The 20,086-nt window shown below is 69.7% G+C and carries 21 protein-coding genes; 10 read left to right on the top strand and 11 right to left on the bottom strand.

Annotated features, from left to right (window positions below; all coding sequences use genetic code 11):
* Positions 1-101 precede the first annotated feature (101 nt).
* The 3 genes from FXO23_RS03605 to FXO23_RS03595 all read left to right on the top strand — a co-directional run bounded on the left by FXO23_RS03605 (position 102) and on the right by FXO23_RS03595 (position 1,537).
* Positions 102-1,043 (top strand): DUF5753 domain-containing protein, encoded by a 942-nt coding sequence (locus tag FXO23_RS03605; RefSeq protein ID WP_179956670.1) that lies wholly within the window; start codon positions 102-104, stop codon positions 1,041-1,043.
* Positions 970-1,170, top strand: a complete 201-nt coding sequence (locus FXO23_RS03600) for a DUF397 domain-containing protein (RefSeq protein ID WP_158880691.1) — start codon at positions 970-972, stop codon at positions 1,168-1,170. Before FXO23_RS03605 ends, FXO23_RS03600 begins: the two co-directional genes overlap by 74 nt.
* 79 nt (positions 1,171-1,249) lie before the next feature.
* On the top strand, positions 1,250-1,537 hold the full coding sequence (locus FXO23_RS03595) for a hypothetical protein (protein ID WP_158880689.1): 288 nt from the start codon (positions 1,250-1,252) through the stop codon (positions 1,535-1,537).
* On the opposite strand, the gene FXO23_RS03590 is transcribed toward FXO23_RS03595, so the two are convergent.
* Both FXO23_RS03590 and FXO23_RS03585 read right to left on the bottom strand, forming a co-directional pair.
* A complete protein-coding gene (locus tag FXO23_RS03590; protein WP_158880687.1) occupies positions 1,509-2,273 on the bottom strand; it encodes an SDR family NAD(P)-dependent oxidoreductase in 765 nt (254 codons plus the stop codon). The genes FXO23_RS03595 and FXO23_RS03590 overlap by 29 nt on opposite strands.
* Positions 2,270-2,695, bottom strand: coding sequence for a VOC family protein (locus FXO23_RS03585; protein WP_158880685.1), 426 nt, complete (start codon positions 2,693-2,695; stop codon positions 2,270-2,272). Before FXO23_RS03585 ends, FXO23_RS03590 begins: the two co-directional genes overlap by 4 nt.
* 73 nt (positions 2,696-2,768) lie before the next feature.
* On the opposite strand from FXO23_RS03585, the gene FXO23_RS03580 reads away from it, so the two are divergent.
* Positions 2,769-3,443, top strand: coding sequence for a GntR family transcriptional regulator (locus FXO23_RS03580; RefSeq protein WP_158880683.1), 675 nt, complete (start codon positions 2,769-2,771; stop codon positions 3,441-3,443).
* Positions 3,444-3,691: 248 nt separating this feature from the next.
* On the top strand, positions 3,692-3,826 hold the full coding sequence (locus tag FXO23_RS03575; protein WP_158880681.1) for a SapB/AmfS family lanthipeptide: 135 nt from the start codon (positions 3,692-3,694) through the stop codon (positions 3,824-3,826).
* Between the two features lie 34 nt (positions 3,827-3,860).
* On the opposite strand, the gene FXO23_RS03570 is transcribed toward FXO23_RS03575, so the two are convergent.
* The 3 genes from FXO23_RS03570 to FXO23_RS03565 all read right to left on the bottom strand — a co-directional run bounded on the left by FXO23_RS03570 (position 3,861) and on the right by FXO23_RS03565 (position 7,944).
* A complete protein-coding gene (locus tag FXO23_RS03570) occupies positions 3,861-6,392 on the bottom strand; it encodes a M14 family zinc carboxypeptidase (protein WP_246256872.1) in 2,532 nt (843 codons plus the stop codon).
* Positions 6,393-6,460: 68 nt separating this feature from the next.
* Positions 6,461-6,580 (bottom strand): MFS transporter small subunit, encoded by a 120-nt coding sequence (locus FXO23_RS52640; RefSeq protein WP_425484834.1) that lies wholly within the window; start codon positions 6,578-6,580, stop codon positions 6,461-6,463.
* Positions 6,577-7,944, bottom strand: coding sequence for an OFA family MFS transporter (locus tag FXO23_RS03565; RefSeq protein WP_158880677.1), 1,368 nt, complete (start codon positions 7,942-7,944; stop codon positions 6,577-6,579). The genes FXO23_RS52640 and FXO23_RS03565 overlap by 4 nt, the downstream gene beginning before the upstream one ends.
* 95 nt (positions 7,945-8,039) lie before the next feature.
* On the opposite strand from FXO23_RS03565, the gene fdhD reads away from it, so the two are divergent.
* Entirely contained in the window at positions 8,040-8,864 is an 825-nt protein-coding gene (fdhD, locus tag FXO23_RS03560) for a formate dehydrogenase accessory sulfurtransferase FdhD (RefSeq protein WP_158880675.1), read from the top strand.
* A gap of 356 nt (positions 8,865-9,220) precedes the next feature.
* On the opposite strand, the gene FXO23_RS03555 is transcribed toward fdhD, so the two are convergent.
* On the bottom strand, positions 9,221-10,666 hold the full coding sequence (locus tag FXO23_RS03555; RefSeq protein ID WP_158880673.1) for a carotenoid oxygenase family protein: 1,446 nt from the start codon (positions 10,664-10,666) through the stop codon (positions 9,221-9,223).
* Between the two features lie 64 nt (positions 10,667-10,730).
* On the opposite strand from FXO23_RS03555, the gene FXO23_RS03550 reads away from it, so the two are divergent.
* From FXO23_RS03550 to FXO23_RS03540, 3 genes are all read left to right on the top strand, one after another.
* Complete coding sequence (locus FXO23_RS03550) at positions 10,731-11,420, top strand: TetR/AcrR family transcriptional regulator (protein ID WP_158880671.1); 690 nt, start codon at positions 10,731-10,733, stop codon at positions 11,418-11,420.
* 48 nt (positions 11,421-11,468) lie between these two features.
* Entirely contained in the window at positions 11,469-13,025 is a 1,557-nt protein-coding gene (locus FXO23_RS03545; protein WP_158880669.1) for an alpha/beta fold hydrolase, read from the top strand.
* Between the two features lie 115 nt (positions 13,026-13,140).
* Complete coding sequence (locus tag FXO23_RS03540) at positions 13,141-14,085, top strand: alpha/beta hydrolase (RefSeq protein ID WP_158880667.1); 945 nt, start codon at positions 13,141-13,143, stop codon at positions 14,083-14,085.
* Here the strand turns inward: FXO23_RS03540 and FXO23_RS03535 are convergent.
* Positions 14,070-14,990: a sensor histidine kinase gene (locus FXO23_RS03535; protein ID WP_218951885.1), complete on the bottom strand. Its 921-nt coding sequence runs from the start codon at positions 14,988-14,990 to the stop codon at positions 14,070-14,072. The two genes, FXO23_RS03540 and FXO23_RS03535, sit on opposite strands and share 16 nt — an antisense overlap.
* A gap of 127 nt (positions 14,991-15,117) precedes the next feature.
* Here FXO23_RS03535 and FXO23_RS03530 point away from each other — a divergent pair, with 127 nt between their 5' ends.
* Positions 15,118-16,653: an alpha/beta hydrolase gene (locus tag FXO23_RS03530; RefSeq protein ID WP_158880665.1), complete on the top strand. Its 1,536-nt coding sequence runs from the start codon at positions 15,118-15,120 to the stop codon at positions 16,651-16,653.
* Between the two features lie 132 nt (positions 16,654-16,785).
* Here FXO23_RS03530 and FXO23_RS03525 read toward each other — a convergent pair whose 3' ends face one another.
* The 4 genes from FXO23_RS03525 to FXO23_RS03510 form a co-directional block, all read right to left on the bottom strand.
* The gene (locus FXO23_RS03525; protein WP_158880663.1) at positions 16,786-17,160 is read right to left on the bottom strand and encodes a hypothetical protein; all 375 of its coding nucleotides are present in this window, start codon (positions 17,158-17,160) and stop codon (positions 16,786-16,788) included.
* A 42-nt stretch (positions 17,161-17,202) separates the two neighbouring features.
* Positions 17,203-18,498: an ATP-dependent Clp protease ATP-binding subunit ClpX gene (clpX, locus tag FXO23_RS03520; protein ID WP_158880661.1), complete on the bottom strand. Its 1,296-nt coding sequence runs from the start codon at positions 18,496-18,498 to the stop codon at positions 17,203-17,205.
* A gap of 211 nt (positions 18,499-18,709) precedes the next feature.
* Positions 18,710-19,339, bottom strand: coding sequence for an ATP-dependent Clp protease proteolytic subunit (locus tag FXO23_RS03515; RefSeq protein WP_158880659.1), 630 nt, complete (start codon positions 19,337-19,339; stop codon positions 18,710-18,712).
* A 26-nt stretch (positions 19,340-19,365) separates the two neighbouring features.
* Complete coding sequence (locus FXO23_RS03510) at positions 19,366-19,956, bottom strand: ClpP family protease (RefSeq protein ID WP_158880657.1); 591 nt, start codon at positions 19,954-19,956, stop codon at positions 19,366-19,368.
* Between the last annotated feature and the right edge of the window lie 130 nt (positions 19,957-20,086).

Raw genomic sequence — 20,086 nt, 5'->3', positions numbered from 1 at the left:
GGTACCCCCCGGGCGGTTCACCGGAGTACCACCCGCCCTTTTCGGGCGACAATCGCCCGCGCCGCCCCGAGACCGTCGCACCCCCGGTCTACTTTCGCCCCATGGCCGAACGCGAACCCACCATCCGCAGCCGCGAACTCGGCGAGGGCATCCGCGCGGTGATCGCGCGCGCAGGTCTCACCGGTCGCGACATCACCCGTTGCCTCGGCTGGCCCCAAGGCCGACTTTCCATGCTGCTGGCCGGGAAACGCCCGGCCCGCTCGGAAGACGTGGCAAGCATCCTCGCGATCTGCGGCCTGACCAAGGGCGAGGAGCGCGAGCGATTGCTTGAACTGTGCGAGGACCGGCGGACCCCCGGCTGGCTCCAGCAGTACGGCGACCGGCTGCCGAAACAGGTGCGCACCCTCGTCCGCCACGAAGATCAGGCCGCGAGCATCACCGAATTTCAGGCCATCATTGTTCCCGGACTGCTCCAGACCGAGAGCTACGTCCGCGCGCTCATGGCGGGCGGCGCGAACCTGCCGCCGGGCGAGATCGACGATCGCGTCGCCGCCCGCCTCGCACGGCAGGAGGAACTGTTCAACCGGCCACATCCGCCACGGTTGACCTTCCTCATCCACGAATCCGTGCTGCGGCTCGCCGTGGGCGGTGCACAGGTCATGTCCGAGCAGTTGCACCACCTCCTGCGCATGTCGGTTCGCCCGAACATCTCGATCCGAGTGATCCCGGCCGCCCGCGGCGCGCACGCGGGCACTGCCGGTTCGTTCAACCTGCTCGAGTTCGCCGACCTGGGACCGCTGGTCTACCTCGACAGCGAAACCTCCTGCCTGTTCTTGGAGGAAGACCGCGAAGTCACCGCCTACCAGCGCATTCTCAAAGCGCTGGCGGCCATCTCGCTCGATGAGGAACAATCGAGGAAGCTGATCGCCGCCTTGGCGGTCGCCCTCTACTCATCGAAAGAGGAGCCCGATGACCGCGAACTCCCCGGCCTGGCGCAAGAGCAGCCGCAGCCCGAACGGCGGCAGCTGCGTCGAGATGGGTAGGCAGGGTCGGCGCGTCCTGGTCCGCGATACCAAGCATCGGGCGGGCGGAATCCTCGATTTCAGCGTGGAAGCGTGGCGGGCATTCGTCCGTGACACCGTGCCCCCCAAGGCTGGGCCGTTTGAGTGAAACACAAGGACTACCGGTGATCATTACTCGCGAGTAGAGTCACCGTCCGAAGGCGGGTGGACTCGAACCGGGGAATCACATGGGGCATGACGACGACAGCGTCACCGTAGACGGCCGCGTGCCGTTGTTCGCTCAGGTCGTCGATCTGGCGCGGCAGATCCACGAATCCGGGGATGCCAAGACCGCCCGCGCGGTCGAAGCCGCCGCGATCTCGCTGCGCGAGACCTACCGGCACGCCCCCGATCTCTACCCCGCGCTGGAAACCCTGCGCGACGACATCGACCTGCTGCTGCGCAGCGCACGCGGCCACTACGTGTTCAACTGGCCGGAGCAGGCGGCTAACTCCGCAGATGCGAGGCGCCGTTGAGGTCGAGGATCGCACCCGAGGCCCAGGTCGCGTCGGCCGAGGCCAGGTAGAGCACGGCCGCGGCGACCTCCTCCGGTTCGGCGACCCGGCCGAACGGGCTCTGCGCGCGCAACGCCGCACCGGATTCGCCGGTCAACCGGCCGGCCACCCGGTCGGTCGCGGTGAATCCCGGTGCCACGCTGGCGACCGCGATCCCGTGCGGCGCCAGGGAAACCGCCAGGGACTGGCCGAGCGCGTGCAGGGCGGCCTTGCTCGCGCCGTAGGCCGGATGGTCGGGTTCGCCCCGGAACGCCCCGCGCGACCCGATGTTCACGATCCGCCCGGCGGCGCCGCGGGCGATGAGGTGGCGCGCCACGCAGTAGGTCACGTTCGCCGCACCGAACACGTTCACGTCGAAGGTCTCCCGCCAGGCCCGCTGCCAGTCCGCATAGGACACCTCGGGGATGACATGCCGGTTGTCCAGCGCGGTGCCCGCGGCCGCGTTGTTCACCAGCACGTCCACGCCACCGAGCGATTCCTCGGCGTGGTCGGCGATCCGTTGTGCCGCAACAGGATCGGTCACATCCCCGGTCACCAGCGCATGGCCCTCGCCAGGCAGCGCCGCGAGGGTGGCCGCCGCGTCGGACCGGCTCGATCCGTAGTGCACCGCGACCCGGTCACCGGCGCGCGCGAAGGCGAGCGCCACCGCCCGGCCGATGCCCCGGGAGGCGCCGGTGACCAGCACCCCGCGGCTCATCGGGCGAACAGCCGCGACTCGTCCCGGAACGCCTTGAACTCCAACGCGTTCCCGGCGGGATCGCGCAGGAACATGGTCCACTGCTCCCCCGGCTCCCCGGCGAACCGCTGGTACGGCTCGATCACGAACTTCGTCTCCGCCGCGCGCAGGCGGCCGGCCAGTTCGTGGAAGGCGTCGATGCTCAGCACCAGCCCGAAATGCGGCACCGGCACGTCGTGCCCGTCGACCGGATTGCGCCCGGCCTCGGCACGCCCGCCCGGCACGACATGCGTGACCACCTGGTGGCCGTGGAAGTTCCAGTCCACCCAGGCGGTGTCCGACCGCCCCTCCGGCAGCCCGAGCACACCGCCGTAGAAATCGCGCGCGGCGGCCAGGTCGTCGACCGGGATGGCCAGGTGGAACGCGGGGCGCGTGGCGCTCATGGGCGGCTCCGTTTCTTGTCCGAGGTTCGCCTTACACCTTGACCACCGAACCTGAGAATGTCAACATTCGGACATGACGACTTCGGGTGTTCGCCGTGCCCAGCGCCGCGGGCTGGCGCAGGAGGCGGCCGACCGGATCCGCGACGCGATCTTCGCCGGGGTCTTCTCGCCCGGCGCGGCGCTGCGCGAGGTCGAACTCGCGGCCTCGCTCGACGTGAGCCGCGGTTCGGTTCGTGAGGGCCTCGCCGAGTTGCAGCGCGAGGGACTGGTGCGCACCGCCTGGCACCGCGGCACCCGGGTCATCGACCTCACCGAACCGGACGTGCGCGAGGTGTACGCGGTCCGCGCCGCCCTGGACCGGCTGGCCGCGGTCACCGCCGCCGGAAAGGCGAGTCCGGCGGAGTTGGCGCGCCTGGACGAGATCGTCGAAAAGATCGCGTCCGAATTGGACTCCGGTGCGGACGGAAACCGGCTGCTCGCACTGGATCTGGAATTCCACGACCTGATCTACGCGGCGGCGGGGAACCAGCGGCTGGTCGACGCCTGGTACGCCCTGCGCTCGCAGGTGCACCTGTTCCAATCAGTCCGCGTGCGCCGCGGGCACGAGCACTACCGGGAACGGGTGGTGGACGAGCACCGCGAGTTGGTTTCCCTGCTGCGCCAAGGAGATCTCGACCGCCTCGCCCGGGCCGCCGAAGACCACGTCGACTCCGCCCGCGACACCCTGCTCACCCTTCTCACCCGGTGACATTGATTACCTGAATATTGCACGCATGAAAACGAGAGATAAAACGCACAATGAGGTCACTTGCGCACTGCGCCGCGTGGGCGACCGGTATTCCGCGGCGTTGTGACCCAGGGTCCGCAAGGCGCTCGTCCATCACGGTGGTGTGGCCTCACGCGCGAATGACTTCCGGTTTTCGCGGTGGTGTTCAGCAATCGGAGCCCCTAGCGTGGGGTCGGATCTTCTCACGATCCACAACAGGGAGGAAAACCATGCACATTCTTGATTTGCAAGAACTTCCCGTGGAAAAGCCGCGCTCCGGCACCGAGATCCAGCAAAACGGCAGCAACCTGAGCCTCATTGAGGCATGTGGCGACAGCACCGTAAGCCTTCTCACTTGCTGGTAGCGCGGCGTACCCACGCTCCGCGCCTGAGGTAGGCCTAACGCGCGGTGGTCCAGAAAACCGCCTGGGCGACCTGGGCGTAAAGGCCTTTCGGGTGGGCGCGGAACAGGGGCTCGGTGCCGAACAGGACCGCGCGGGCACCGCGTCCGGAAACCCCGGAAACCACTGCCGCGTTTCCGGCCGCCTGAGCCGGGCCCTGGCCGTCGGCATTCGGCAGCCAGTGCCCGGCCACCAGCCGCCCGTACCGCTGCTCGGCCGCGACATTCGGGCCGAGATCGGTGAACCACAGCGGCGAGTAGACGAACGAATGCCCCGGAGCGCCCGAGCCGACCGGACCGGTTCCGCTGCTCACCTCGACGACGCCGTTGGCGCTCTCGTTGCCGATCACCGGGCGCACCGGGAGCAACCCGGTGGCGGCGTTGAAACCCGCACCGGTCGCGCCGCGCGTCACCACGCCGCCGCGGGCCAGGAACGCTTCCACCGCCTGCTTCGCGGCCGCGTTCAAGTCCGGATAGGACAGTCCGGAAGAGACGAACAGGGTGTCGACCCGGCTCAGGTCGAACCCGGCGTTGAGGACCGAAGTGGACACCGGGCGCACCTGGAAACCCAGTTCCCGCAACACCGACAGTTCGTCCGCGGCGACCGCCGCGGCGATGACCGGCCGGTGCAACAGCGGACCGCGTTCGCCCTCGGGCGCCAGGGTGAACCGCACGCCGAACCGCTGGGCGACCTCGAGCGCCGCCGCCCGGGCGGACGCGGGCACCACCACCGTGCCGTCGCTCTGCCGGTGCACCGGTAAACCCTGGCCCAGCAACGCGTTGACCGCCTGGACATCCTTCCCGTCGGTCACCGCGAGCGCGAGGTCCCGGCCGGGCGCCGCGTCGACCCCACCGGTCGGCGCGGCCACCGCCACCGGGGTCGTCCGCACCCGCGGAGCCTCATCCCGCACGACGTCCACCGACGCGCCCCACAGCAGCCGGTGGCTCCAGCCGGAGATGTCGTACATCTGCGGCACCTTCGCCGAGATGTCCTGCCCCTCGGCGAGCATCACGTTGGCCAGGCCGCGCTTCGGCTGGTGCATGTCGACCAGGTACGAACCGGCCGGATAATCCCGGCCGCCGAGCCGGAACGGCCGCTGCGCCCGGCCCACCCGCACGTCGTTGGCCACCAGGTTGTCCACCAGCCGCGCCGCCGCGGTCGCCGAGCGCTGGCCGCCGCCGGAGGGAATGACATACGCGCGCGGGAACTCCACCGAATACCGGTCCTCGGGGCCGAACCCGGGCACGTACCCGTCGGGAATCTCGCGCTGCGGCTCCCCCGCCCAGCCACGCCGGAACTGCTCGATCTGGTCGGCGATCAACCGCGCGCGGTTCTCCTCCGCGTACCCGATGCCCGCCCGGATCGTCGCCGCGACCACGTCGGTGTTCAGCGCCGAACGCCGCCGCAGTTCGGTCACCGGCAGCGTGTCGTACTCCGACCGGTTGACCCGCAACGGGATCTCCACGGTGTGCCCGACGGCGCCCTGGTACATCGCGTACATCGGGGTGAAGATCGGCGGCCAGTCGTCCCAGTCGCCCGGCGCGAAATCGCGGAACGGGATGTCCGCGCGCCTGGTCTCCGGGTACCCGAGTTCGCCGATCGCCTTCTCCATGCCCAGCGCGTTGGCGTAGGCGTGCTTGATGTACAGGTCGTATTCGTAGTTCTGCCCGTGCGGCGCGGTCGCGGGCTCGATCAGCGTGGTGCCGGTGTAACCGTGCTCGTCCAGCATCACCAGCGGCTGGGTCCGGATCACCAGGTCCCGGGTCATCCGGGATTCCGGCTGCGCGGAGATCGTCTGGTCGCGGTTCAGATCGAACCCCGCCGCGTTCACCCGCGTGCCCGCCACCCGGCCGTCCGGGTTGTTGGTGACGGTGAAGTAGATCCGGCTGCGGTCCAGCAGCCGTTTCGTCGCGGGATCGGTGGCCGTCGCGAGCCGCTCGATCGTCCGCAGGATGCCGTCGGTGCCTTCCCATTCATCACCATGGATGTTGCCGTTGATCCAGATCGGCGCCTTGTAGTCCCGCGCGAGCGCGCGGTCCCGGGCCGCGGCCACCGGATCGTTCTCGATGAGCTCGCGCCAGCGCGCCTGCCGCCGGGTCTCCCCGGGCCGTTCGGGCGCGGTGACGGTCACCAGGTACAGGTCGCGGCCCAGCGCCGACTGCCCGGCCACCTCCACCGAAATCCGGTTGCTGCGTGCCTGCAGGTCGTTGAGCTTCGGGGCGATCGCGTGGTACGGCGTGAGCCCGAGCTTGATCGACTTGTCGCCCGGCTCCTCCGGGAAGACGCGCAGCCGGGTCTTGCGCGGGTAGCCCTGGTGGTCGCCCTCGATCCGGTTCTCGCCCGCGGCGACGGCCAGGGCACGCGGCGCCGGATCGGCCGCCGCGACCGCGCCGCGCTCCGGGCCGTTGCCGGGATCGCGATGCGCGTGCCCCGGGGCCGGTGGCGGAGCGGGCGCCGCCTCGGCCGGGGCGGCCAGCGCCAGCACGACCAGCGGGACGGTGAACACGCGCAAAGCCGATCGCAACGACACAGCGAACCTCCACCCAGCCAAAGGTCAGCACAGTTTTCCGGTTCGCCAAGGGGTTGGCAATACGCTGATCAGCCGCCGAACAGCTGGGTCACCTTCCGCACCAGTTCGTAAACCCCGTACGCGAAGGGCAGCCCCACCCACAGCCACGCCAGGACCATCAGCCAGGTCCGCCTCGCCGGTTCGCTCATGCCGCCTTCCCTTCCGCGCGCACCGCGGCCCCGGCCGCCGGTTCGTGGAACTTCGGGTTGACCGGCCGCACCAGCTCGTTGGCGACGAACCCGATCACCAGCAGGCCGATCATGATGTAGAACGACGTCGTGTACAGGTCCGGCCCCTGCTTGCCCGCGCTCTTCTGCCCGTCCGCGATCGCGTTGACGATCAGCGGGCCGAGGACGCCCGCGGTCGACCACGCGGTGAGCAGGCGGCCGTGGATCGCGCCGACCTGGAAGGTGCCGAACAGGTCCTTCAGGTACGCCGGGATCGTGGCGAATCCGCCGCCGTAGAAGGAAAGGATCACCAGCGCGCAGAGCACGAACAGCAGTTTCGAGGAGTTCGTGGTCAGCGCGATCACCAGGTACAGCAGCGCGCCCGCGCCGAGGTAGAGCCGGTAGATGTTCCTGCGGCCCACCAGGTCCGAAGTGGACGACCAGACGAACCGGCCGAGCATGTTGGTCAGCGAGAGCAGGGCGACGAACCCGGCCGCCGCGCCCGCGCCGACCGGCACCGAGGTCTGCTTGAAGAAGTCGGTGATCATCGGCGACGCCTTCTCCAGGATGCCGATCCCGGCCGTCACGTTGAAGCACAGGATGACCCACAGGCACCAGAACTGGGGCGTCTTGATCGCGTTGGCCGCCGAGACGTCGGCGGTGGTGATCATCGCGTTGCCGTTGTCGGTCTTCGGCGTCCAGCCCGCGGGCCGCCAGCCGTCCGGGGGCACGCGCACCAGGAACACGCCGAGCGACATGAACACCGCGTAGACCACGCCGTGCACTCCGAACGCCACGGCGACCACCCCGGTCGTCCAGTTCGCGGCGGCGCCCAGCATCTGCGACGACCACGGCGACGCGATCAGCGCGCCGCCGCCGAACCCCATGATCGCGATCCCGGTGGCCATGCCCGGCCGGTCCGGGAACCATTTGATCAGCGTCGACACCGGCGAGATGTACCCGATCCCGAGACCGATCCCGCCGACGAATCCGTAGCCGACCACGACCAGCCAGTACTGCCGGGTGGCCACGCCGAGCGCGGAGATCAGGAAACCGCTGGAGAAGCAGGTCATCGAGACGAACATCGCCCACCGCGGCCCGTTGCGCTCGACCAGCGTGCCGCCGAACGCCGCGGACAGGCCGAGCATCACGATGCCGAGCTGGAACGGCAGCGCGCTCTGCGTGCCGGTGAGGCCCAGCGTCTTCTCCAGCGGCGGTTTGAACACGCTCCACGCGTACGCCTGGCCGATCGCCAGGTGCACCGAGAGCGCGGCGGGCGGAATCAGCCAGCGGCTCCAGCCCGCCGGTGCGACGCTGTGGGAGCGGTCCAGGAAGCCGAGGGCCATGACGCCTCCGTACGCTGGTTGGTTGAACGTGCAATGTATTACTTGAACCGCCTCGGCGCACCACCTAAGTGTCGAGTGTTCGGGAGGGACTGCTGATGGGGCGAGTCACCGTGCGGCGACCGGTGCGGATGCTGACCCCGGACGGCGAGCGTCGGCGGCCGGACGCGCTCGCCGCCGAGGAGCCGCTGGAGATCCGGGTCGGCGGCCGGGCGCTCGCGGTCACCATGCGCACCCCCGGCCACGACGTCGAACTGGCCCACGGGTTCCTGCTGTCCGAGGGGGTTGTCGCCGACCGCACCGACGTCGCCACCGCACGTTACTGCGACAGCGTCGACGACACCGGCCGCAATACCTACAACGTGCTCGACATCGCGCTCGGCGAAGGCGTCCCGGCACCGGAAACCGGTGTCGAGCGCAACTTCTACACCACCTCGTCGTGCGGTGTCTGCGGGAAGGCCGCGCTCGACGCGGTCCGGCTGAAAACCCGGTTCGATCCGGCGGGCTCGGAGTTCGCGGTGACGCCCGAAGCCCTCGCCGGGCTGCCGGACGCGCTGCGCGCCCGGCAGCGGGTGTTCGCCACGACCGGCGGGCTGCACGCGGCCGCCCTGTTCGCCGCGGACGGCACGCTCGTGGTCGTCCGCGAGGACATCGGCCGCCACAACGCGGTGGACAAGGTGCTCGGCTGGGCCCTGCTGGAGAACCGGGTTCCGTTGCGGGAACACGGTTTGCTGGTCTCCGGCCGGGCGTCCTTCGAACTCGTGCAGAAGGCCGCGATGGCCGGGATCCCGCTGCTGGCCGCGGTTTCCGCGCCCTCCTCGCTGGCGGTGGAGCTGGCCGAGGAGCACGGGATGACCCTCGTCGGCTTCCTGCGCGGCGAGAGCATGAACCTCTACTCCGGCGACCAGCGAGTGCTCATCTGACCAACCTTCTGTCGCACTCTCACCGAGGGAACGATTGGGTCGTGAGTGGTTAGGGCGGTAAGAGCGGTCCCTCATTCGGTCACCTACTTGTGACCTGGTGGTCCGCGGTCGGCGCCGTTCGGCGGGCGTCTTCGGTGACGTCCCACTTTGTCGGCTAAGTGGGATGCGAAAGTGCGCGCACTTTCGGGGGGCGCCTGGCCGCCCGTGATTCGGTGACGAGTTGCGGGCTCTCGACTACCGAGAGATCTCGTACCGGCCGAAGGGCAACCCCGCCACCGCGCAGCCCGAAGGGCGCCGTTTGGCGGGGTCGTGAGTGTTTGGGCCGGTCAGAACCCCGCCCTGACCACTCACGAAGTCTATACCGTCGGCGCCCAGTTTCCGTGGAAGCCGTGCGGGACGCGGTTGGGCAGGTGGATGGCGGCGACCGTCTCCAGGGTTCCGGCGTCGAGCAGGGTCAGATCGCTGCGCCGCGTGGCCGCGTCGAACACGAAGCCCATCAGCACGCCGTCGTCCTCGGCGGCGTCGCCGGAGTTCGGCACGAACACGAATTCACCGGTCTGCGTCCCCGCCCCGAACGACCGGACGCTGGTGGTGCCCGCGACCAGATCGTGCTTGAGCAGCGAGTCGGTCGCGATCGCGCCGGTGGCGGCCTGCATCGCGTAGCCGTAGCGATGCCGCTTCCCGACCAGCCGCTCGTCCACCCGCGGGAACTCCTGCCCGCGGTCGTCGAGCCGCTCCTCGCGGACCTTCCCGGCATTCAGGTCGACCGTCCACCGGTCCAGCGTCGGCCCGCCCTCGTCCGGGCCGTTGAAGTTGGTGGCGAACATCTTCGGATGCCGCACCACGTCGAGCACCACGGTGTCGCCCTCGTCGTAGGCGTTGAGCGGGTGGAAGACGTAACAGGGTTCGACCTCGAACCACCGGACGTCCGCCGCGCCGCCGTCGCGCGGCATCACGCCGACGCGCGCCGGGTACTTCGGATCCCAGCGGTAGGGCATCGGCCCGTTCGGCCGGTTCCGGCGGGCGATCATCGCGGTGATGGGATCGGGCACCCGGACCCGGCCGATCAGCGCGGAGAGCACCAGTTGCGCGGGGCGGCGCAGCAGCGCGGGCACGGTACCGGTGACGGCCTGCGCGGGATCGAAGGTGACCGGCAGGTCGTAGAACACCACGTGCTTCTCGGTCAGCGAGAAGTCGTGCATCATCGGGCTCCCGGTCACCTCGACGTCGACCGTGCGCCGGGCCCGCCCGTGCACGTCGATCACCGAGTACCGCACCTGGTTGCCCTGGCTGAACGAGTACGAGACGGCGTGCAGTTCCCCGGTCTCCGGATCCCGCTTCGGATGCGCGGTGTACCCGCCGCTCAGCGTGCCGTCGAAATCGCACGGTCCGACGGTGTCCAGTTCGTCGGTCAGTTCGACATTGGCCAGACCGGCTTCGATCAGGGCCAGCGTCTTGCCCGCGTGCGCGATCACGTTCGTGTTGGCGGCCACCGACTCACCGCCCGCGCGGTGCCGGACGCGCGCGCGGTGCTCGCCCAGTTCGGCCGCGACCCGGGGATTGCGCACCCAGCGGTTGCGGTACCACTCGGCGCGCCCGTCGCGGATACGGACGCCGTGCACCATGCCGTCGCCGGTGAACCAGTGGTAGACCGCCGGATCGAGCTCGGCGATCGGATTGGGACCGTTGCGCAGGTAGCGGCCGTCCAGATGCTCCGGGATGCGACCGGTGACCGGCAGTTCGGTGACGGTGTGCTCCCGCTCGATCGGTGCGAAGTTGTCTTCGAGGAACTGGTTTCCCATCCCGATCACCTCTCATAACAAGGTTATGCCCCCTGTATAACAAGGTTATGGAACAATGGCAAGGGTGACCCCGCGATCGGCTGATTCAGACCCCAAGTCCCGCCTGCTCGACGCGGCCGTCCGGCTGCTCGGCGAGGGCGGTCCGGAAGCCCTGCAGGCCCGCAAGCTGGCCGCCGAGGTCGGCACCTCGACGATGGCCGTGTACACCCACTTCGGCGGCATGCGCGAGGTGATCGACGCGGTCGCCGAGGAAGGCTTCCGGCGGCTCGCCGCGAATCTCGCCCGGGTGACGGAGACCGCGGACCCGGTCGCGGACCTCGCCGGGCTCGCGCTGGCCTACCGGCGGGCGGCCCTGGACAATCCCCATCTGTACGGCGTGATGTTCGGCCTGACCGCCCCCGGTGGCCGCCGGGCGCCCGCCGAAGACCTGACCACCGGCGAGGCCCCCAAGCGGTTCGGCGCGGGCAAGGAGGCCTTCGAGTACCTCACGCGAGCCGCCGGGCGGGCGTTCGAGGCGGGCCGGTTCCACGTCGGGGACCCGTTCGCCGCCGCGGCCCAGCTGTGGAGCGGCGTGCACGGCTTCGTGACGCTCGAGATCGCCGGCTACTTCGGCGCGGAGGGGCACGGCGTGGCGCAGGTGTTCCAGCCGCTGGGCACCAGCCTGGCCATCGGTCTCGGCGACGCCCCCGAATCGGCCGAACGATCGGTCCGGGCGGGTGCCGAGGCGTGGCTGCGGCAGGACCAACCCGGCTGACTGCATCCGGCGGTTCCTCTGTGGACTCCCGCTCGATCTCCTGGTTCCATGGCGATCGAGTCGACGAGCCTGAGCTGGGGGCCGGTTGTGAAGAAAGTCGTGGCGGTCCTGACCGCCCTGGTGACGGCGGTTTCGGTGGCGACCGCGGGCCCGGCCGCCGCGGACCAGCCCGCCCCCGGCGGGGTGCCCGGGGTGCGCGTGCCCGTTCTGGAGTGGACGGACTGCGGTGACGGCGTGCAGTGCGCCACGGCCACCGTCCCGCTGGACTACCGGGATCCCGCCGGACGCACGATCGCGCTCGCGGTGTACCGCAAACCGGCCGCCGATCCCGGGCAGCGGATCGGCTCGCTGTTCGTCAATCCGGGCGGACCGGGCGGCACCACCAGGAACATGGTGCGCAGCTACGGCACCACCGGACCGGCCGAACTCCGCACGCGGTTCGACATCGTGAGCTTCGATCCGCGCGGTGTCGGCGGCAGTTCGCCGCTGCGCTGCCAGACGCCGGAGGAGTACAGCGCCGCCTGGACGCGCGCGACCGGGCGTCCGGCCGAAGGCGGGTTCGAGCGCGCGGTCGAGCAGGCCGCGGCGCTCGACCGGGCCTGCGCCGAACGTTCCGGCGCGCTGCTCCCGTTCGTCGGCGCCGAGAACTTCGCCCGGGACCTCGACGTGCTGCGCGCCGCGGTCGGGGACGCCAAGCTCAGCTACCTCGGGATCTCCTACGGCACCTTCCTGGGCACGGTGTACGCGAACCTGTTCGGCAAGAACGTGCGCGTCCTCTCGCTCGACGGGGCCTACGATCCGCAGCACTACACCAATCGGCCCTACGACTACGACGCGCCGCAGTTCCGCGCCGCCGATTCCGCCCTGATGCGGTTCTTCGGCTGGTGCGTCAAAACGCCGGGGCTCTGCTCGTTCGGTGACGGCAATCCCGCCGCGGCATTCGTTTCCCTGCAACGAGATCTCGACGCCAACCCGGTGCGGGACGCGAACGGGCAGGTGATCGCGAACGGCGCCACCCTGGCCCTGCAGGTCGTGTTCCGGCTCAACAGCGGCAAATCCGGCTGGGTCGCCCTCGGCGCCGCGCTCGCCGACGCGGCCAGGAACCGCACGGGTTCGCTGGTCGCCCCGATCGCCACCGGGATGCCGGACTTCCTGAACGCGAACACCGCGATCGAATGTTCCGAGCGCCGCTTCCCCGAGGACCTCGGCGTCCTGCGCGCGAGGCTGCACGCGGAAGCCGCGAGCGCGCCGCTGCTCGGCCCGGCGCTCGCCTACGGCCCGCCGAGTTACGACCACGCGCACGCTCCCGCCTGCGTCCAGTGGCCGATCGAGCGGCGCAGCCGTTACGCCGGGCCGTGGAACGCGCCGTCCGCACCGCCGATCCTGGTCACCGGCACCACCGGTGATCCGGACACTCCGTTCGGTGACGCCATCACGTTGTCCCGCACCTTCGACCGCGCCCGGCTGCTGGTGTTCGACGGCGAGGGGCACTCGGCGATGCGCCGGAGCGCGTGCGCCACGGCCGTGGAAACCCGCTACCTGGTGGACCGGATCCTGCCCGAACCGGGCACGGTGTGCGCGGACGAACCGGTTCCGGTGGCCTGAATCGCGAAACGCATGGGTCCCCACCTGCGATGAATGGTCGAATAGGTCGGGCGTCGAGGCAACGCGAACGGTGTTCGCGACGTCTGACCTAGGGGGCAACGGGGACGGAGGACAAGTGGACACCGGGGACAGTGGGGACGAGGGGCCCGCGCGGCCGCGGCGGCGCGGGCTGCCCAGCCGCCGGTCGGTGCTGATCGCCGGCGCTTCCGGCCTGGGGCTCGCCGGGTTCGCCGTGGCGACGGCGACCGACTCCCTGCCGTTCAGCCCGGCCGTGCAGCGGGCACTCGGCGTGGCCTCCTCGTCACCGGCGACCCAGCTCGGCGCCACCCGGGTCGAGCGGGTGTGGTCCGCGGCCCGCGGGCGCGAAGTCGAACTGCTGACCGTCCTGCCGGGCAAGCAGCCGGAGCCGGGCCTGCCGATGTCGCTGTTGCTGCACGGACTGCACGGCAACGCCCGCAAATCCGCACCGACCGGCCTGGCCAAACAGCTGAGCGGCGAGGTCGCACGGCGCGCGGTGCCCGCGTTCGGTTTCGTCGCCGTCGACGGCGGCGACCATTACTGGCACCAGAACCGCCCCGGCGACGATCCGATGGCCATGCTGCTCGAAGAGGTCCCCGTCTGGCTGCGGGAGCGCGGCCTGGGCGGACCCGACGGGCTGCCGTTCGCCTGCACCGGGCTGTCCATGGGCGGGTTCGGCGCGTTGCTCTACGCCCGCCGCCGGTCCGAACGCAGGCAGCCGCTGAACGCCATCGCGGCACTCGCCCCCGCGCTGATGACCTCCTGGCACGAGATGAGCAAGCGGCGGGCGTTCCGGGACGCCGCCGACTGGGCGTCCATGGATCCGCTGCGGAACCTGGACGCGATCCGGGGCATTCCCACCGGGGTCTGGTGCGGCACCGAGGACGGCTTCATCGAGGGGGTCCGGAAGTTCATCGCGGACGCCCGCCCGGCGGTCGCGCACACCGCACGCGGCAAGCACGGCGACGCGTTCAACCGGACCGTGGTCCCGAGTGTGATCTCGTTCCTGGGCAAGCACGTGCCCGGTCAGCACCGCAAGTAGACCCGGATGATCGTGCCGCCGGGATGCGCGTGCACGCGAACCAGGTCGACGAGCTCGTTGACCATCAGCAGGCCCCGGCCACCGAGCTGATCCGGCGCGGCGGGCAACCGGCCGGCGAGCGGATCGGCGAGGAAACCCCGGTCGGCGACCTCGCTCACGACGTATCCGTCCGCGGACCACACGCGCAGCACACCCTGCCCTTGGCCGTGCACGACGCTGTTGGCGCACAACTCGGCCACGGCCAGCGCGAGATCGTCGAGCCGGTCGCCGGTGAGGCCCAGCCGCCCCGCGCGGTCGGTCAGGAAGTGGCGTGCGGCTTGGAGTTCGGTGACCGTGAACGGGAAGACGGCCGAGGATTCCGGTGGCGCCAGAGGTTCGTTGTAGGTGGCGACCACGGCGTCGGGGGCGAAGGCCGGGCTCGGCCGCCGGCCCGTGGCGTCGACGAGCACGGGATGCGTGGCGGCGGCGTCCGCCAGGATCTCGCCGTCGAGCGCCTTGGCGTCGTAGGGGCACAGGATGGTGGCTGCCCGGCCCGCGAAGGCGTGGTTGATCAGGGCCTCGTGCTGCGCGCACGCGGGGTACTCGACCACGGACCGGCCGGGCCAGATCGGCTCGCCGATGATCCGCACCGGCCCGTCATGCGCGTCGGCGAAGGCTCGCAGCACCCCCGGGATGATCCGGCCGGGATTGCGGCCCGCGCGGGTCATGTCGATCAGCCGGACCGCGGACGCCTCCTCCCCCAGCGCCGCGGTGATGGCCGCCAGGTTCTCGCTCGGCACCGCGACCGCGACCGGTTCCCCGGCACGCAGCGCCGAGCGGACAAAAGGGACAGTGCCCGCCAGGTATTCGTCCTGGTCCCGGTAGAACAGGGCCGGATGCTCGAACGTCGCGACCTCGGCCACCACGTCGCACGGCCTCCCTCCTGGTACGCGTCGAATTCAGCGTACCCCCGTTGCGTGCGCGCAAACCCGGGTGGGCTTCGGTATGTCGGAGTTCTGTCGCGCCCCGCTAAGGTCACTTTCGTCTGCGTGAATGAGCATGCTGGGAGGACTTGTGCTCAAGCGTTTCTCGGTCCGCGCGGCCCTGGCCGCGCTGATCCTGTTACCAGTCGCGGCGGCCGGGTTCACGGCGAGCGCGGAGCCAGCCGGCGCCGGGCTCCGGTGGCGGCCATGCGCCCCGCAGTCGGCGGGGCAGTGCACCACCATCCCGGTCCCGGTGGACTGGGCCGATCCGGGCGGAGCGAAGTTCGACCTGACCATCGGCCGGCTTCCGGCGACCGAGCCGTGGCACCGGATCGGGGTGTTGTTCGTGGCGCCCGGCGGACCGGGCGGTTCCGGGATCGACAGCTACATCCTCAACCCGGGGTTCCCGATCGGTGACGCTCTGCGCAAACGGTTCGACATCGTGAGCTGGGATCAGCGCGGGGTGTCCCGCAGCAACGAGGTGCGGTGCAGTGCCGATCTGCTCGCCCGGGCCCAGCGCCCGTTTCCGTCCGGTGACAAGGAATATCGCGAACTGCTCGCGTTCAACGCCGAACTGGGCGCGGACTGCCGCAAGCACACCGGGCCGGTGTTCGACCACATCGACACGACCAGCGCGGTCCGCGACCTGGACGCGATCCGGAACGCCCTCGGCGAGCGAAAGCTGAGCTTCTACGGCGCGTCCTACGGCACGCAGGTCGGTCAGCAGTACGCCGAACTGTTCGGCGACCGGGTGCGCGCGATGACGATCGACTCGAACATGGACCACAGCCTGCGTTCGGGGTCGCGCTACATCGAGACCACGAGCGAGGATCTGGAGGGCTCGTTCGGCGAGTTCGCCGACTGGTGCGCGCGGACCGCCGGGTGCGCGCTGCACGGCCGCGATGTCCGCGCGGTCTGGGACGATCTGCTCGCCAAGGCCGAGGCGGGCAAGCTGACCGATCCGGCCACCGGCAAACCGCTCGACACGGAGGCCCTGCGTTCCGAACTGATGGGTGCGATGTACCGCCCGGCGACCCGGTGGTTCGGGCTCGGCGACCGGCTCGCCGCGCTCGCGGGAACCGCCGCGGCCACCCCGGCCCAACCGGCCGCCGCGGACGAACTCGGCCAGAACTCGTACCAGGGAATCTGGTGCGAGGACTGGAAATGGCGGGTGAGCGGCGCCGCGGAACTGCGGACCTACCGGGACCGGGCGGCCCGGCTGGCGCCGCACACCAAGCTGTCGCCGTTCTGGACCGACGTCACCTCGTGCCTCGGCTGGCCGGCGAAGGTGAACAACCCGCAGCACCGGCTGTCGATCGACGACGGGCCGCCGATCCTGATCGCCAAGGCCCGCTACGACGTGGCCACCCCGTACCGGTGGAACCTGGCGGTGGCCGACCAGATCGACGATTCCGTGCTGCTCGAATACGACGGAATCGGTCACGGGCAGTACTACCAGAGCGGCTGCATCCGGAACCACATCGAGCGCTACCTGCTCACCCTGCGCACCCCGGCCCCGAACACCCACTGCCCCGCCGAATACCCCACCACCCGCCCAGCCACCACCCAATCCCTGCCCGCCCCAACCCCCAAACCCACCCACTGACCGCGAGTCTCACGTTCGGGCAAGCGAACTACACACTCAGGCAAGCGAATTCAACATTCGGTGCCCCGGATTCCACATTCGAATCGGAACCGGGGCACCGAATTCGTGCGCGGGAATGGAGAACTCGCGATCTCAGTCGAGCCAGCGGGCGACGACGGACATGAGCCAGAAGCCGACCAGGGTGGCCACCGCGAACAGCGCAGACCACACGAGGAGCGCGCGGCGGTGCTCCGCGGTCGCGCGCATGCGGTGCAGGGCGAAACCGGCGACCGCGAACACCGGGACCGGCAGGAGCGGGAGCATCGAGAGCCGGGTGCCGGTCGCCACCAGGCAGGACGCCAGCAGGACGCCGAGGCCCAGCACCAGGCACCGGTGCATGCCGGGATGCCGCAGGTAGGCCGCCGCGACGATGCGTTGCGCCAGATCGGCGATGCCGCGCACGTCGCCCCGCCCGTCGTCGGCGGCCCCGTTCTCACCACCGGGCGCGGCCAGCGGCACCATGCTCATCTTGTTTTCCGGTCGGGTTCAGGCCATGCGGGCCCGGAACCGCTAGGCCGATTTCTCGCCACGCTCGCTGCGCTGCCGGCGCGAGGGCTGCCGGGACACGATCGTGGGGTTCACGTTCTCCCGGACGGTCTGCTCGGTGATCACGACCTTGGCCACGTCGTCGCGGCTCGGGATGTCGTACATCACCGGCTGCAGGACTTCCTCCATGATCGCGCGCAGGCCGCGGGCGCCGGTGCCGCGCAGGACCGCCTGGTCGGCGATCGCTTCCAGGGCGGTCTTGGTGAACTCCAGTTCCACGTTGTCCATTTCGAACAACTTCTTGTACTGCTTCACCAGCGCGTTGCGCGGCGTGGTCAGGATCTGGACCAGCGACTTCTTGTCCAGGTTCGTCACGCTCGCGACCACCGGGAGGCGGCCGATGAACTCCGGGATGAGCCCGAACTTGATCAGGTCTTCGGGCATGGTCTCGGAGAAGATGTCGCTGTTCTCGATCTCGGCCTTGGTCCGGATCTCCGCGCCGAAGCCGAGCCCGCGCTTGCCGACCCGCTCGTTGATGATCTTCTCCAGCCCGGCGAACGCGCCGGCCACGATGAACAGCACGTTCGTCGTGTCGATCTGGATGAACTCCTGGTGCGGGTGCTTGCGCCCGCCCTGGGGCGGCACGGACGCGGTGGTCCCCTCCAGGATCTTGAGCAGGGCCTGCTGCACGCCCTCACCGGATACGTCCCGGGTGATCGACGGGTTCTCCGACTTGCGGGCGATCTTGTCGACCTCGTCGATGTAGATGATCCCGGTCTCCGCGCGCTTGACGTCGTAGTCGGCGGCCTGGATCAGCTTCAGCAGGATGTTCTCGACGTCCTCGCCGACATACCCGGCCTCGGTGAGCGCGGTGGCGTCCGCGATGGCGAACGGCACGTTGAGCAGCTTCGCGAGCGTCTGCGCCAGGTAGGTCTTGCCGCAGCCGGTCGGACCGAGCATCAGGATGTTGGACTTGGAGATCTCGATCGGCTCGTCCTTGGAGTCCTTCGGACCGGTCTTGTCCTCGGACTGGATGCGCTTGTAGTGGTTGTACACCGCCACGGCCAGGGTGCGCTTGGCATCGTCCTGGCCGATGATGTACTGCTCCAGGAAGTCCCGGATGTCCGCGGGTTTGGGCAGCTCATCGAGCTTGACCTCGCCGGCTTCGGCCAGTTCTTCCTCGATGATCTCGTTGCAGAGGTCGATGCACTCATCGCAGATGTAGACGCCTGGGCCGGCGATGAGCTTCTTCACCTGTTTCTGGCTCTTCCCGCAGAAAGAACACTTCAGCAGGTCCCCGCCGTCGCCGATCCGTGCCATGACCGTTGACCTCGTCCCCTCCGGTGCACCGGATTGCGCACCTGACTGTCTACCTGCCCTCGCCACGACGCGGGCCACATGCGTTGCCACTGACGGTACCCGCCCGACGCGTCCGACGGGAGGACCATCGGGTTTCGAGCGCGCCCGACCGACCCTAGACCAGGAGCCCGGTGCGTGTCTGCGGTCGACACGCACCGGGCCCCGGCCGGACTCAGCCCTCCGCCGAAGCCTTGCGGTACGGCAGCACCTCGTCGATAATGCCGTACTCCTTGGCCTGGTCAGCGGTCAAGATCTTGTCGCGCTCGATGTCGTTGCGGACCTCATCGGCGGACTTGTTCGTGTGCTTGGCCAGCATGGTTTCCATCAGGCGGCGGACCCGCTGGATCTCATTGGCCTGGATCTCCAGATCGGAGACCTGGCCGTAAGTGCCCTCCATGGCCGGCTGGTGGATCAGCACGCGGGCGTTCGGCAGGCCCATCCGCTTGCCCGGGGTACCGGCCGCGAGCAGCACCGCGGCGGCCGAGGCGGCCTGGCCGAGGCACACCGTCGAGATGTCCGGACGCACGTACTGCATGGTGTCGTAGATCGCCATCAGCGAGGTGAACGAGCCACCCGGCGAGTTGATGTAGATCGTGATGTCCCGGTCCGGGTCCTCGTGCTCCAGGTGCAGCAGCTGGGCCATCACGTCGTTGGCCGACGCGTCGTCCACCTGCACGCCGAGGAAGATGACCCGCTCTTCGTACAGCTTGTTGTAGGGGTTGGATTCCTTGACCCCGTAGCTGGTGCGCTCGACGTACGAGGGCAGCACATACCGGGACTGCGGAAGATGAAGGTTGCTCATTGAAGTCTCCTGTGTCTCGCGCCCGGTCAGCGGTCCGCGCGGGTCAGCACGTGGTCCACGAAGCCGTAGTCCTTGGCCTCCTCGGCCGTGAACCAGCGGTCGCGGTCACCGTCGGCGATGATCTGCTCGACGGTCTGCCCGGTCTGCTCGGCCGTGATCTTGGCGAGCTCGTTCTTCCACTTGCCGAACACCTCGGCCTGGATGGCGATGTCGGACGCGGTACCGGTGACACCGGCCGAGGGCTGGTGCATCAGGATGCGCGCGTGCGGAAGCGCGTACCGCTTGCCCGGGGTGCCCGAGGACAGCAGGAACTGCCCCATCGAGGCCGCCAAGCCCATCGCGTAGGTCGCCACGTCCGGCTTGATGAGCTGCATCGTGTCGTAGATGGCGAAGCCCGCGGTCACCGACCCGCCCGGCGAGTTGATGTAGAAGGTGATGTCGGACTCCGAGTCGTCCGCGTCGAGCAGCAGGAGCTGCGCGGTGATCCGGTTCGCGACCTCGTCGTTGACCTCGGAGCCGAGCACGACGATGCGCTCGGAGAGCAGCCGCTCGAATACCGAGTCGGTGAGGTTGAGCCCCGCGGTGCCTGTCCGCCCCTCGGGCATGTGCTGCGTCACGTCTGCCTGCCTTTTCGCCGCTGTGGATCCCGTCCCCCGAGATCCACTGTGGACTTGGTTCAGATGCTGGATCTTGACATCGACCCTAACGAACTCGGGCGGTGCAGAATGCCTGACACCGCCCAAGTTC

Source organism: Amycolatopsis anabasis (assembly GCF_009765355.1).
Taxonomy (GTDB): Bacteria; Actinomycetota; Actinomycetes; order Mycobacteriales; family Pseudonocardiaceae; genus Amycolatopsis; species Amycolatopsis anabasis.
This window is presented reverse-complemented; position numbering and strand designations above follow the sequence as displayed.

What these genes read in the sequence shown, in the direction of transcription:
- FXO23_RS03605 (WP_179956670.1), top strand. Translation starts at nt 102, where the DNA reads ATGGCCGAACGCGAACCCACCATCCGCAGCCGCGAACTCGGCGAGGGC.
- FXO23_RS03600 (WP_158880691.1), top strand. Translation starts at nt 970, where the DNA reads ATGACCGCGAACTCCCCGGCCTGGCGCAAGAGCAGCCGCAGCCCGAAC.
- FXO23_RS03595 (WP_158880689.1), top strand. Translation starts at nt 1,250, where the DNA reads ATGGGGCATGACGACGACAGCGTCACCGTAGACGGCCGCGTGCCGTTG.
- FXO23_RS03590 (WP_158880687.1), bottom strand. Translation starts at nt 2,273, where the DNA reads ATGAGCCGCGGGGTGCTGGTCACCGGCGCCTCCCGGGGCATCGGCCGG.
- FXO23_RS03585 (WP_158880685.1), bottom strand. Translation starts at nt 2,695, where the DNA reads ATGAGCGCCACGCGCCCCGCGTTCCACCTGGCCATCCCGGTCGACGAC.
- FXO23_RS03580 (WP_158880683.1), top strand. Translation starts at nt 2,769, where the DNA reads ATGACGACTTCGGGTGTTCGCCGTGCCCAGCGCCGCGGGCTGGCGCAG.
- FXO23_RS03575 (WP_158880681.1), top strand. Translation starts at nt 3,692, where the DNA reads ATGCACATTCTTGATTTGCAAGAACTTCCCGTGGAAAAGCCGCGCTCC.
- FXO23_RS52640 (WP_425484834.1), bottom strand. Translation starts at nt 6,580, where the DNA reads ATGAGCGAACCGGCGAGGCGGACCTGGCTGATGGTCCTGGCGTGGCTG.
- FXO23_RS03565 (WP_158880677.1), bottom strand. Translation starts at nt 7,944, where the DNA reads ATGGCCCTCGGCTTCCTGGACCGCTCCCACAGCGTCGCACCGGCGGGC.
- fdhD (WP_158880675.1), top strand. Translation starts at nt 8,040, where the DNA reads ATGGGGCGAGTCACCGTGCGGCGACCGGTGCGGATGCTGACCCCGGAC.
- FXO23_RS03555 (WP_158880673.1), bottom strand. Translation starts at nt 10,666, where the DNA reads ATGGGAAACCAGTTCCTCGAAGACAACTTCGCACCGATCGAGCGGGAG.
- FXO23_RS03545 (WP_158880669.1), top strand. Translation starts at nt 11,469, where the DNA reads ATGGCGATCGAGTCGACGAGCCTGAGCTGGGGGCCGGTTGTGAAGAAA.
- FXO23_RS03530 (WP_158880665.1), top strand. Translation starts at nt 15,118, where the DNA reads ATGAGCATGCTGGGAGGACTTGTGCTCAAGCGTTTCTCGGTCCGCGCG.
- FXO23_RS03525 (WP_158880663.1), bottom strand. Translation starts at nt 17,160, where the DNA reads ATGAGCATGGTGCCGCTGGCCGCGCCCGGTGGTGAGAACGGGGCCGCC.
- clpX (WP_158880661.1), bottom strand. Translation starts at nt 18,498, where the DNA reads ATGGCACGGATCGGCGACGGCGGGGACCTGCTGAAGTGTTCTTTCTGC.
- FXO23_RS03515 (WP_158880659.1), bottom strand. Translation starts at nt 19,339, where the DNA reads ATGAGCAACCTTCATCTTCCGCAGTCCCGGTATGTGCTGCCCTCGTAC.